This is a genomic window from Saccharothrix syringae (assembly GCF_009498035.1).
GTDB classification, from domain to species: domain Bacteria; phylum Actinomycetota; class Actinomycetes; order Mycobacteriales; family Pseudonocardiaceae; genus Actinosynnema; species Actinosynnema syringae.
On sequence record NZ_CP034550.1, the window covers coordinates 6,582,616 to 6,594,901 of the forward strand.

At 73.0% G+C, this 12,286-nt stretch carries 12 protein-coding genes; 7 read left to right on the forward strand and 5 right to left on the reverse strand.

Features of this window, described 5'->3' with window-relative positions; all coding sequences use genetic code 11:
* Window positions 1-168: 168 nt before the first annotated feature.
* The gene (locus tag EKG83_RS28095) at window positions 169-2,136 is read left to right on the forward strand and encodes a CRTAC1 family protein (RefSeq protein WP_033428888.1); all 1,968 of its coding nucleotides are present in this window, start codon (window positions 169-171) and stop codon (window positions 2,134-2,136) included.
* Between the two features lie 5 nt (window positions 2,137-2,141).
* Window positions 2,142-3,173 (forward strand): hypothetical protein, encoded by a 1,032-nt coding sequence (locus EKG83_RS28100; protein ID WP_033428982.1) that lies wholly within the window; start codon window positions 2,142-2,144, stop codon window positions 3,171-3,173.
* Between the two features lie 133 nt (window positions 3,174-3,306).
* Here EKG83_RS28100 and EKG83_RS28105 read toward each other — a convergent pair whose 3' ends face one another.
* On the reverse strand, window positions 3,307-4,032 hold the full coding sequence (locus EKG83_RS28105; protein ID WP_051764789.1) for a helix-turn-helix transcriptional regulator: 726 nt from the start codon (window positions 4,030-4,032) through the stop codon (window positions 3,307-3,309).
* A 761-nt stretch (window positions 4,033-4,793) separates the two neighbouring features.
* On the opposite strand from EKG83_RS28105, the gene EKG83_RS28110 reads away from it, so the two are divergent.
* The 4 genes from EKG83_RS28110 to EKG83_RS28125 all read left to right on the forward strand — a co-directional run bounded on the left by EKG83_RS28110 (window position 4,794) and on the right by EKG83_RS28125 (window position 9,856).
* Window positions 4,794-5,363 carry a hypothetical protein gene (locus tag EKG83_RS28110; RefSeq protein ID WP_033428886.1) on the forward strand — a complete coding sequence of 190 codons (570 nt, stop codon included), beginning with the start codon at window positions 4,794-4,796 and terminating at the stop codon, window positions 5,361-5,363.
* Window positions 5,364-5,367: 4 nt separating this feature from the next.
* Entirely contained in the window at window positions 5,368-6,633 is a 1,266-nt protein-coding gene (locus EKG83_RS28115) for a DUF6239 family natural product biosynthesis protein (protein WP_033428885.1), read from the forward strand.
* 78 nt (window positions 6,634-6,711) lie between these two features.
* Entirely contained in the window at window positions 6,712-8,529 is a 1,818-nt protein-coding gene (locus EKG83_RS49170) for an FAD/NAD(P)-binding protein (RefSeq protein WP_033428884.1), read from the forward strand.
* Window positions 8,530-8,653: 124 nt separating this feature from the next.
* Window positions 8,654-9,856, forward strand: a complete 1,203-nt coding sequence (locus tag EKG83_RS28125) for a putative PEP-binding protein (protein WP_228122240.1) — start codon at window positions 8,654-8,656, stop codon at window positions 9,854-9,856.
* 125 nt (window positions 9,857-9,981) lie between these two features.
* On the opposite strand, the gene EKG83_RS28130 is transcribed toward EKG83_RS28125, so the two are convergent.
* Entirely contained in the window at window positions 9,982-10,140 is a 159-nt protein-coding gene (locus EKG83_RS28130) for a hypothetical protein (protein ID WP_153278501.1), read from the reverse strand.
* Between the two features lie 213 nt (window positions 10,141-10,353).
* On the opposite strand from EKG83_RS28130, the gene EKG83_RS28135 reads away from it, so the two are divergent.
* Window positions 10,354-10,800: a helix-turn-helix domain-containing protein gene (locus EKG83_RS28135; protein ID WP_211269006.1), complete on the forward strand. Its 447-nt coding sequence runs from the start codon at window positions 10,354-10,356 to the stop codon at window positions 10,798-10,800.
* 25 nt (window positions 10,801-10,825) lie between these two features.
* Here the strand turns inward: EKG83_RS28135 and EKG83_RS28140 are convergent, their stop codons facing one another.
* The 3 genes from EKG83_RS28140 to EKG83_RS28150 all read right to left on the reverse strand — a co-directional run bounded on the left by EKG83_RS28140 (window position 10,826) and on the right by EKG83_RS28150 (window position 12,283).
* A complete protein-coding gene (locus EKG83_RS28140; RefSeq protein WP_153278502.1) occupies window positions 10,826-10,975 on the reverse strand; it encodes a hypothetical protein in 150 nt (49 codons plus the stop codon).
* Window positions 10,976-11,248: 273 nt separating this feature from the next.
* Window positions 11,249-12,043, reverse strand: coding sequence for a GNAT family N-acetyltransferase (locus EKG83_RS28145; RefSeq protein WP_228122241.1), 795 nt, complete (start codon window positions 12,041-12,043; stop codon window positions 11,249-11,251).
* A gap of 66 nt (window positions 12,044-12,109) precedes the next feature.
* Window positions 12,110-12,283, reverse strand: a complete 174-nt coding sequence (locus EKG83_RS28150; RefSeq protein ID WP_153278503.1) for a hypothetical protein — start codon at window positions 12,281-12,283, stop codon at window positions 12,110-12,112.
* Between the last annotated feature and the right edge of the window lie 3 nt (window positions 12,284-12,286).

Consider the following 12,286-nt stretch of genomic DNA (forward strand, 5'->3'; position numbering starts at 1 on the left):
GCCCCGGCGGCGTGGTCGCCGCCATTCACGCCGCGACCGGCCCGCATTTCCGCCTTTCATTCATCGGGTTCTCCCGGGCGCCACCGGAGCGCGCCCGGGAAGCGTGCGCGAACACCGGCCACGGCACCCCGCCGCAGGCGCCCCCGTCCACCAGGAAGGAGTCAGCCCGTGACCTCCACAGCCAGATGGCTGCGCAGGCAGCTGCCCGGCGTCATGGCGCTCGTGCTCGTCGCGGCCACGTTCTTGGTGGCCCGCCTGCCCGAGGTGTCGGCGCAGGAGAAGCAGGCCCTCGCCGCCCGCTTCGGTTTCGCACCGGAGACCGTCGCCCTGCCCGGCGGCCACACCCAGCGGTCCATCCGCGCGGTGAACCAGCGCTACGGTCACATCAACGCCTGGATCTCCTCGGTCGGCTCGGCCGTGGCGCTCAACGACCTCGACGGCGACGGCCTGGCCAACGACCTGTGCTACGTGGACGTGCGCGTCGACCAGGTGATCGTCACCCCGGCCCCGGCCCCGGCGCCCGGCGGGCAGCGGCGCTACGAGCCGTTCGTGCTCGGCCCGGGGTCGCTGCCGGTCAACGACGTGATGGCGCCCATGGGCTGCGTGCCCGGCGACTTCAACGAGGACGGCCGGGTGGACCTGCTGGTCTACCTGTGGGGTCGCACCCCGATCCTGCACCTGGCCAGGGCGAACGCCGAGGGCATGGGCCCGGGGACCTACCTGGCGACCGAGCTGGTGCCCGGCGCCGCGTCGGGCCGCTACGACGGCCCGGAGTGGAACTCGAACTCCGCCACGGTGGCCGATTTCGACGGTGACGGCCACGACGACATCTACATCGGCAACTACTTCCCCGACGGCCCGGTGCTGGACCCGGCGCGGAGCACGGGCGTGGAGATGAACGCCTCCATGTCGGCCGCCCTCAACGGCGGCCCGGACCACCTGCTGCTGTGGGCCGGCGGTGCGGCGGGCGACGAGCCCGCGGCCCGGTTCCGGGCGGCGCCCGGGGCGATCCCCTCCGACGCCTCGCGCGGCTGGACCCTCGCGTCCGGCTCCAACGACGTCGACGGCGACCTGCTGCCCGAGCTGTACGTGGCCAACGACTTCGGCCCCGACCGCCTGCTGCACAACGAGTCCACGCCGGGCAAGCCCGCGTTCCGGGTGGTGGAGGGCTCGCGCGGGCCGTGGGAGCCCCGGTCCAAGAACGTCGGCATCGACTCGTTCAAGGGCATGGGCGTCGACTTCGGCGACCTCAACGGCGACGGGGTGTACGACCTGTACGTCAGCAACATCACCACGTCGTTCGGGATCGAGGAGTCGCACTTCGCGTTCCTGAGCACGGAGCGCGACCGGGCCGCGGTCGCCTCGGCGCTGGCCGCGGGCGAGGCGGTGTGGGAGGACGAGAGCGGCCCGTTGCAGCTGGCCTGGTCGGGCTGGGGCTGGGACGTCAAGCTGGTCGACTTCGACAACGACGGCGGGCTGGAGGTCGCGCAGGCGACCGGGTTCGTCAAGGGCGACGTCAACCGCTGGCCGCAGTTGCAGGAGCTGGCGACGGCGAACGACGCGCTGCTGGCCAACCCGCTGTGGTGGCCGGTGGTCGGCCCCGGCGACGACGTGGCGGGCCACCAGAGGTTCCACCTGTTCGCCCGCAACGAGCGCGGTTTCTACACCGACGTGTCGCCGTCGCTGGGCCTGGACGTGCCGGTGCCCACGCGCGGCATCGCCACCGGCGACGTGGACGGCGACGGCCGGCTGGACATGGCGGTGTCGCGGCAGTGGGAGGACCCGGTCTTCTACCGCAACACCGCCGGGTCGCCGGGCCGGTTCCTGGGCCTTCGCCTGACGCACGAGGCCGGCGTGAGCCCGGGGTCGTTCCCGGGCGCCGGGTCGCCCGTGATCGGCGCGCAGGTCGAGGTGACCACGGCGTCGGGCCGCACGCTGGTCAACCGCGTCGACGGCGGCAGCGGGCACTCCGGCAAGCGAAGTCACGAGGTGCACTTCGGGCTCGGGTCCGAGGACGGGCCGGTGCGGGCGCGCATCACGTGGCGCGACCGGGGCGGCGAGGTGCACGAGCAGGAGATGACGTTGAGGCCGGGTTGGCACGACGTGCGGCTCGGCGACCAGGCCGAGGAGGAGTGACCGACATGGCCGACACCACGACCGCGACCCCGCCGCGGCACGACGCCAAGATCATCACGGCGCTGCGCCGGTTCGCGATCTCCATCAGCGTGTTCAACGTCCTGGGCTACACCGTGCTCGGCTTCGAGCAGCCGTGGTTGTGGCCGTTCATCGCCCTGGCCACCGCCTACGCCGTGGAGACGGGGCTGGAGCTGGTCTCGGCCCGGCAGGAGGGCCGGGTGCCCAGGTTCGCCGGCGGCGGCGCCCGGGGCGTGGTGGAGTTCCTGTACCCGGCGCACATCACCGCGCTCGCGGTGAACATGCTGACCTACGTCAACGACCGGCTGTGGGTGATGGTCTTCGGCGTCACGGTGGCGGTCGGCGCGAAGTGGGTGCTGCGGGCGCCGGTGCGCGGCCGGCTGCGCCACTACATGAACCCGTCGAACTTCGGCATCACGGTGATCCTGCTGGTGTTCCCGTGGGCGTCGATCGCGCCGCCGTACCACTTCACCGAGCACGTCGGCACGTTCTGGGACTGGGTGATCCCGCTGGTCATCCTGGTGGCGGGCTCGATGCTCAACGGGATGCTGACCAACCGGCTGTGGCTGATCATGGCGTGGCTGGTGACCTTCGCGTTGCAGGCGGTGGTGCGCGGGGTGCTGCTGGACGTGTCGATCCCGTCGGGGCTGGGCATGATGACCGGCGTGGCGTTCATCCTGTTCACCAACTACATGGTGACCGACCCGGGCACGTCGCCGTCGCGGCCGGCCTCGCAGGTGGCGTTCGGCGCGGGCGTGGCGGTCGTGTACGGGGCGCTGGTGGGCATGAGCATCCCCTACGGCATCTTCTTCGCCACGGCGATCGTGTGCCTGGTCCGCGGCGGTTTCCTCTGGGCGCTGCACTTCGTGGACCGGAGCCGGGCGCGGCAGGCGGCGGGGCAGGTCGCGGCGGGGCAGGTCGCGGCCGGGCAGGTCGCGGCCGGGCAGGTCGCGGAGCGGTCCGCGACCGACCCGGTGCGCAACGGCGCGGTGACCGGCGGCGAGGTCGTGCGGACCTGAGGCCGCGGCGCGCGCGAGGGCGGCGAGCCGGTCACACCGGACCGGCTCGCCGTCGCGCGTGCCGCGGTGGGGTCGTGGAACCGGACTGCCGGGGACCCGTCGCGGCGGGTCCCCGGGGTTCGGTCCGCCCGGGTCAGCTGGCCGCCTCGGCGGCCAGGGAGGCGGAGCGGAGGTCGAGCAGCGCCATGAGGATCGGCGGGTCGAACGCGCCGATCGGGCGCAACCGCAGGTCGACCTGGTCCACCGGGGTCCCGGCCCGGACCGTGATCGGCCCGGAGCAGGCGACGTTGGGCACCTCGCCGCGGGGGTTGGCGCAGTCGACGCCCGGGTCCCCGTCCGGCGGGACGGAACTGACCATCAGGTACCAGGTGCCGGGTGGCACGTCGGTGAGCAGGTACGGGCCGGGCCGGTGCAACACCGAGCAGCGGACCGGGGCGCCCTGCGGGATGGGATCGGGGAACAGCCCGAGGAAGGTCAGCCCCGACGCGGCGCCCAGGGGCGCGACGATCCGCCCGTGCACCGTCGAGGTGTGCGTCCCCTGGCCGCGCCAGGCCGTCGGCACCGCGGAGGCGAACCCGCCGAGCTGCCGGTACACCGTGGGCGAGACGCCGACGCTGCTGCGGAACCGGGAGCTGAACGTGCCGACGCTGGTGTAGCCGACCCGGTGGCTGATGTCGGTGACCGTCAGCGAGGTGCACACCAGCAGCCTCTTGGCCTCCTGCAACCGGATCGCCGACAGGAACCGCCCCGGCGAGATGCCCGTGACCCGCTGGAACACGCGGGAGAAGTGGAACTTGCTGTACATGGCGGTCCTGGCCATGTCATCGATGGTGAACTGTTCACTCAGGTTTTCGTACATGAATTCGACAACACGCCCTACCGCCCGTTCTACCGTGTCCTCCACTACGACCCCACATCGCAGATCCGACAAGAGTTGGGAATGCAATCGCCGGGGCACCGAACCCGGATTCGCCCCCAGCATCGACCGGACCAACCGAAACACTGGCGAGGAACTCTCGCGAAACCGCACCCGAAGTTCGCCCGACAACCTCCCGGCCAACCCATCAGTGGCCTATTTTTCGGAAGTTACCAGGCTGCCGACAGCCTTTGCAAGCAGCAAAGACGGACCGTTGCAAGCACCTCTCATGATCACCCGGTCAACCTGGCCGCAATCTTTGCATTCGTTCACACCGGCTTTTTCGGAGGGTGACAGCGCAATCATTTACTCGCCCTGCACACGGTGTAAACTAGACCTTCCGAGTGAACGCGCGCTAACACCCTGTCGTCACCGCCCCCGACCTCCCGGGAACGCACCGAATCGCCCGTCCCGGGCATTTCGCAGGCCGTCCGACGGACGAACGGCCCCATCCGCTTGGGCCGATCGCCCGCTTGGGCGCACGGTTTTCTCCACGCCCGCCGAACACCGCACGCACGGAGAAGGCCGGACGGGCCGAGGCCCATACAGTCGGGCGGGTGCGGACGCGGTCACCCCGTCGACGTGCGGGCCGGGCGACCGGGTGCCGTCGCGGCGCCCGCGCAGGAGATCTTCGGAGCATCGGGAAACCGAAGACCGGCACGACTCGGGGGCGAGTCCCAGAGCCGAGTGCAGTAGGAGGTACCGTGGCCCAAACGCAGACCCAGACCCGTGCTCCCGTCGTCGCCGGACCGCTGAACACCCGGTGGCACCGGCCGGCGCTGTACGCGTTCCTCTTCGTCGTCATCGCGCACTGGGCGGAGCACATCGCCCAGGCGGTGCAGATCTACGGCCTGGGATGGCCGACACCGCGGGCCCGGGGCGTGCTCGGCCTGTGGGCGCCGTGGCTGGTCTCCTCGGAGGTCATGCACTACGGCTACGCGCTGGTCATGCTGATCGGCCTGTTCGCCCTCCGCAAGGGGTTCGTCGGCCGGTCGAAGACGTGGTGGACCATCGCGCTGGGCCTCCAGTTCTGGCACCACATCGAGCACCTGCTGCTGATCATCCAGGCGTCGACGGGCGCCAACCTGCTCGGCCGGCCCGTGCCGACGAGCGTGGTCCAGTTGATCGTGCCGCGGGTGGAGCTGCACCTGTTCTACAACTTCGTCGTGTTCGTGCCCATGGTCGTGGCCATGGTGCTGCACCTGCGGCCCACGCGCGAGGAGCGCGCCGGGATGCGGTGCTCCTGCGCGCCGCCGGTCGGCGCCGCGTCCTGAGCCGGTGCACGACCACGCCGCCGTCGGCCTGCCGCTCGGCTTCACCCTGCTGAGGCTGCTCCTGCTCGGCTCGGTGACCGCGGTGGCGGCCTGGGCGCTGGTACGCCCGTTCGTGCCCGCCGCGCCGGGGCTCCCGGCGCGGCGGGCGGTCACCGGCGCCGCGGCGTTGGGCGGGATCGCGGTGCTGCTCGCGGCGCGGGCGTCGTGGATGCCCGGTCCCGCCGCGGTGGCGCTGATCGCGCTGCTGGTGCTGCCCTCGGTGCCGCGGGGCCGGCACCCGGTGCTGGGCCGGTGCGTCGCGGCGGGCGCCGTGCTCGTGACCGCCGCGGCCGGCGCGTGGTTCGCCGGGCCGCCCTCGTCCGTGGCCTACGTCGCGCTGATGGCGGCGTTCACCGGCCTGGCGTGGCTCGCGCTGTGCCCGCCGGCGGCGGACGTGCGACTGGCCGGGGCGGCGCTGGGCCTGGTGCTGCTGACCGGTCTGGGTCACGTCACGATCGCCGGCCGCCTCGACGCGCCGGCGGCCGGCGACCCGCTGCTGACCCGGGTGGCCCTGCGGGGCGGTCCGGTGGACGTCCTGGTGGTGCCGCACATGCCGGGCTGGAACCTCGTGCACACCGGCGAGGCCGACCTGAGGGTGGGCAACGCCCCCACCGCCCTGGTCCCGGCCCGGCGGCTCCCGGCGGCGAGCGGCCGGTGGGCGCTGGTCTGGCTGCCCCGCGGGCGGGGCGACCTGTGGCTGGACCGCGCGGGCGAGCGGACCACCGTCGTGGTCGACACCGGCGACGGCGCGTGGACGGGTCCGGACGTGCGGGGTCCCGAAGGGCCGGACTACGCCTCGGCGGTGCTGGCGGCCAGGCTCACCGGGGCCCGGGGCGACGTGCCGTGGCCGGAGCTGACCGACGCCGACGCGGCGGCGCTGCGGGCCGAGGTGGCCGCCATGGGCGGCCCGTTCGCGATCGCCTCCGCCCCGACCGGCCGCGCGGCGCAGGCGGAGCGGGTCGTGCGGGACGAGGCGGCCCGCCTGGGCGTCGAAATCCTGCCGGCGGCGGACGAAACCCTGGTGCTCGCGGGCGAGGTCGGGGACGGGCGCCCGGCGCCGTGGCTGGCGCCGCCCGATCTGTCCACACCGGACGGTCGGCGGTACGCGCGGGCCCTCGCGGACGCCTTCCCCGGCGAGCGCCCGACCGCCTCGGGGCTGGCCGCGTGGACGGGGACGTTCGCGAACCCGCAGGCGGCAGAGCCCGCGCCGGCGCGGCGTGTTGTTGGATAACATCGTTGGGCTACCTTGGTCCCGAAAGTTCTTCACGTGCGTCGACCGGTCCCCGCCCCGCCCGCCGACAGGAGCACCATGGCGCGTTTCCCCGAAGTCCACCGGCGCGTGGTCGTCGTCGGCGCCGGGCTGGGCGGCACCGCCACCGCCGTCCGCCTGCTGCTGTTCGCCCGGGAACCGCTGGAGGTCGTGCTGGTGGAACGGCGCCCGGAGCACCGCAGCGCCGGCGTCGCCTACCACCGCGAGGGCAACCCCTGGCAGCACGTGTTCAACATCCAGGCCGGCCGCATGGCGATGTTCCGCGAGGACGTCGACGACTTCGTGGTCTGGGCCAACACCGAGGCCGACCGCGCCGACTGGCCCCCGGAGTGGCGCGACGCGGTGTTCACCGAGTCCGGGCCCGCGCCCCGCCGCATCTACGCCGACTACCTGGCCGAGCGCCTGGCCGAGGCCGCCCGCGAGGCGTCCGCGGGCGTGACCCTGACCGAGGTCGACGGCGAGGCCACCGACGTCGACGTGGCCGACGACGGGACCCGCGTGACCGTCGAGACCCCGACCGGGCGCACCACGATCCGCGCCGACCACGTCGTCATCGCCACCGGCCTGGAGGAACGCGAGCTGCCCTTCGCCGCCGAGGTCGCCGACCACCCGTCCTTCCTCCGCCACCCCTACTCCGGCCGGGCCGTCGAACGCATCCTCGCCCAGCCGCCGGACACCACCGTCGCCGTCATCGGCACCCTGCTCAGCGCCTACGACGTGGCGTCCCTGCTGCTGCGGCGCGGCCACACCGGCCCGATCCGGATGATCTCCCGCTCCGGCCTGACCCTGCGCACCTACCCCGACGACCACCGCCACCGCGTCCTGCCCCTGCCCGCGCCCAAACTGGACCGCGCGACCTACGAGGGCCGCGACGACCTGGTCCGGCTGGTCGTCGAGGAGTGGGAGCGCGCCACCGCCGCCGTCGCGCGCGAGCACCCCGACGTGCCGCCGGCCGTGGTCACCGAGCGCATCACCAAGGCGTGGGAACCGCACCTGCCCCCCGCCCTGGCCCGCGTCCCCACCGACGACCTGCGCGCCCTGCTGGACCGCCACAGCAGCCTGCTGGCGACGCTGCGCGTGAGCGCCGTGGCCTACACCACCGAGGTCGTCCACGCCGCGATGGGACCCGGCGGCCAGATCGACCTGATCACCGGCCGGGTGGACCGCATCGCCCCCACCGGCTCCGGGACCCTCGAACTGACCGTCGACCCGGTCGGCACCGTCGAGGCCGACCTGGTGATCGCCAACTTCGGCCGGGAACCCGACTACGCCCGCACCGGCTCCACCCTGTGGCGCACCCTCCTGCGCAAGGGCCTCGCCGTCCCCCACGCCCGCACCGGCCGCGGCGTGGAGGTCGACGCCTCCGGCACCCTGCTGGGGCCCGGCGGCACCCCCTCCGGCCCGATCTCGGCCGTGGGCGGACCGCGCGAGGGCGACGAACTCGTCCGCCACGGCCGCCTGGGCGCGTTCGCGTTCAACCTGGCCGCGATCAAGAACCACTCCGTGGGCGTGGCCGCCGCCGTCCTGCGCCGCGTCGAGTCCTGCTACGACGACCGCGGCGGCGCGGCGGCCCTCGCCGACTCCCCCGACCCCGACGTGCGCGAGGCGTTCGCCCACGCGGTCGCCCTGGAGGTGCGCCGCATGGCCGCCCGCCGCCGCCGGGACCGCGAGGTGTGGGCGTCCTGGGCGGACCGCGGCATCACCACCCTGGGGACCGGCGCCCGCTTACCGGACGCGGTCGTGCGCCACGCCGTGAACACGGCCGCCACCACCGCCCTCAACGACCTCTCGGTGACACCGCGCGACCTGTACGCCCGGCTGGGCCTGGGCGAACCGGTCCCCCACAGCGCCCCGTAGCGGTCGATCACCGACAGCACTGGAGAAGATGCGACCACCACCGCGCGATTGCCACTCTCTACTCACGATCCCGACCGTGACCAGTGAGAGGGCTCCCGTGGACCTTCGCGAGATACCAGGGGTTTTGCTCGTCAGTCCGAACAAGACGAGCGCGCGCGGCACGTGCAACCGCAGCCGGCGACCGGTCCCGGGCACCATCCTCGTCACCGAAGCCCTGACCCCCGACCTCTACGACGCCATCGTCACCTCGGTCGCGGTGATCTGCACCCGCGGCGGCCGCACGGGCCACATGCAGTCGCTGTGCCGCTCCAGGGGCATCCCCGTCCTGCGGGTGACCCCCGACGACCTCCCCCTGCTGGCCGGCGAGGTCACCCTCCACCTGGACCGGGCGTCGGTGATCCTCGACGGTGTCGTCCCCGCGCCCCGCGCGCCCCGGACCGACTTCGACACCCTGCACGACGTGGACTCGATCTGCGTGGTCATCGCCGACTCCACCGACATCCGCTCCACCAACACCCTGCCCCACCTCGACCGCGTGGACCGGTTCTTCATCCGCGAGGAGTTCGCCTGCCTGGCCGCCGACCAGAGCCCCATCGACGCCCTGCGGGCCGGTGTCACCGAGGCCGAGCGCTACGGCGCGCGCATCGGGGCCGAGCTGTGCGCCATGGTGGGTGAGCTGCTCCCCCACCAGACCCTGGTGATGCGCCTGCTGGACCTCCGCTCCGACGACGCGGCCCAGATCACCACCGGGGTCCCGGTGCACGACGAGCCCAACCCGGAACTGGGCCTGCACGGCGCCCGCTGGCTGCTGGAGGAGCGCCTCTACCCGCACGCCTTCCGCGCCCTGCGGGCGCACCTGCGCCAGCACCTGGGTCCCGCCGCCGCCCGGGTGAGCTTCGCCGTGCCCTTCATCAACGACCTGGCGGAGTTCCACCGCCTGCGCCGCCACCTGGGCCTGACCGCCGACACCTCCCTGAGCGTGTTCGTGGAGACCCCCGCGGCGGTGCACGCGGCGGCCGACTTCTGCCGGGCGGGCGCCAGCGAGCTCTTCGTCGGCACCAAGGACCTGATCCAGTTCTACCTGGCCGCAGACCGGGGCAACCACCTGGTCGCCTCGGTCTACCAGACCCGCCACCCGGCCGTCCTGGCCGCCCTGGCGCAGGCGGTGGCGGCCGGCCGGCGCACCGGCGTCCCGGTCCACGTCTTCGCCCTGGGGGCCGACGTGGACCACTACGTCCGCCACCTGCCCACGCGCAGGCTGATGATGTGCACCGCCGAGCTCCACCAGGCGGCCCGCCACCTGGCCGCCCCGGTCCCGGCCCGGTGACGTGCGCCGACCACCTCGTCCAGCCGGCGGGGAACCGGCCCCACGGCGCACGGGGTGCGACCGCCGGAGTTCCCGGCGGTCCGGGCGGCGGCGCCACCGGCTCGCGCGCCGACACCGATCACGTCTCACTCCCCCCTCGGCGGCCACGACCGCGAACCCCGAGGGGACTCGACGACCTCGGCGAAGTCGACGATGCCGAACAGGGCCTTGACCACCGCGACGCCGCCGACGCGGGTCTCGCCGATGGCCTGGGTCGGGCACGGCCGGAACCCGCCGTCGAGCACGTGCGGACGGCTACCCAGCGGAGTCCACCCCGGGTTGTCAACCATGCCTCAAAACGCCCCGAAGCAGACCCACGCCAAGAACAACCAATTACTGATCTTCAATTCGTGTTTTCGTTGGCTGCTGACAGGTTTTGATCGTTGCGGTGTGCCGGTGAGGGTGGTGGACTGACCGACGAGCGGTGGGGGTTCCGGGTGCGTGTCAACGTGCGGTCGGTGCAACGCTGGCGACGGTCCTGGGCCTCGGCAGGGCCGGCGTCGTTGCCCCGGCTGGACGAGGCGAAGTTCGCGCGGCTGGAGCGGGAGCTGCGCAAGGAGCCGATGGCGCACGGCTGGCCGGACCAGGTCTGGACGTTGTCGCGGATCAAGACCCTGATCGGTCGCCGGTTCCATCTGACCTGCACGGTGCAGGGTGTGCACCTGCTGCTGCGGCGGCACGGTTGGACGCGTCAGGTGCCGGCCCGGCGGGCGGTGGCCGGCTGGGTGAAGGACACGCGGCCGCGGGTGGAAGTACCGCGGCGGCGCTGGTTGTCCAACACCGCGTTCACCACCGTTGACCATCCCGTTCGGACAGTCAGCCGGGGCCTACGCAAGATCCAGTACCGCAACGACATCATCGACGGCTGCCTGACCGGCACCTGGCTCCAACCCCACCCCACCTGACCTCAACGACACCACGAATTGAAGATCAGTAGTGCTTGCCGATGACCATCATAATTCCGGCGTGGCGGGAGCCGGGAATCGCCTGTACCGCCGTGCGCACCACCTCGTCCAGGGTGTTCCGGACGTTGTACTGGTCTGGCAGTGATCGGACGATCCAACCCAGTTGGACAGTCACCTCATTCCACTGGCCGCCGCCGGTGGTCGGCAGTGCCCGGCAAACGGCTGGGCTGCTGCTCGACGTGGGGGTCGAGGGCCGCAACCTGGGCCGAATCATCCCGTCGTACCGCAGCGTTTCGCCGACCGGCACCCCGCAACGCACGTGCGCATCATCGGCGAACCGATCTGGGCCGGCTCCAGCCAATCCGCGGACTGGCGCTTCCAGGGAGCAGGACCGTGGAGCACGGCGTCACCACTGCGTGCAAGACCGACGTGGCGCTTCAGCGCGCGATCACACCGGCGGATCGCCGACGCGTGGGATGGCGTGCTCGGTGAACCGGCCGCGGGCGGTGAAGCCGAGGCGGCGGTAGACGGGTTCGCCGTCGGGCGATGCCTGCAGGACGGCGGTGCCGGCGCCGGCGGCACGGGCAGCGTGCAGGACGGCCAGGGTGATCGCGCCGCCGTAGCCGCGACGACGGTGGGCTGCCAGCGTGGAGATGTTGTAGATGCCCGCGACGCCCGCGTGGGGGAACGCCTCGGCCGCGCACACCGGGCGGCCGTCCACCCGGCCGAGCAGGTAGCGCGCCGGGGAGGACAGGGCGCGCGGGGCGGCGTCGGCGTAGAAGCGGCGCACGGTGACGGCGGGCGGGTCCCAGTTGGCGGCGAGCACGGCGGCGAAATCAGCCAGGTCCTCCGGTGTGGTCACCGGCCGGATGTCGAGGCCGGCCGGGGGGACGACGGCCGGCAGGTCGGCCAGGTCACGCCACATGCCGGTCTCGGAGTCCGACGCGGGCAGGCCGGCCGCCGCGAGGAGCTCGCCGAGGTTCCCCGGTGTGGAGGCCGGGCCGACCCACCAGGAGAACGGGCGACCGGTGGCCCGCACGGCGCGCACCGCCCGCTCGACGCGCTCGGCCGCGTTCTCCGCGGTGAAGCGGGCCGCGGCGACGATGTTGAACGTGTCGTCGTCCACCCCGCTGTCGGCGACCAGCAGATCACCGGTGTCGGTGACGGTGGCGATCGGCGAACCCCGGTGCAGATGGGCGGCGTGCTCGGCCAGGTTGCGCTCCATCGCCTTCTCGATCACCACGGGTGGTCAAACTACCGGAGTTGAGCGGCCGGCCCGGCTCCTGCGCGGCACGACGAGCACGAACCCTTAGAGCCCATGGGCGAACAGGGCAATGGCGATTGTGGACTGGCGGCGGGCCTTCATGGTGCCGTAGCCGCGTTCCCGGTTGAACTGCCCGCTGCGGGCGGCGGCGCTCGTCGACGCACCGGCGCGGGACGACTGCCCGCCACGCACCCACGACTGGCGGATTCGGGCGTGCATGGA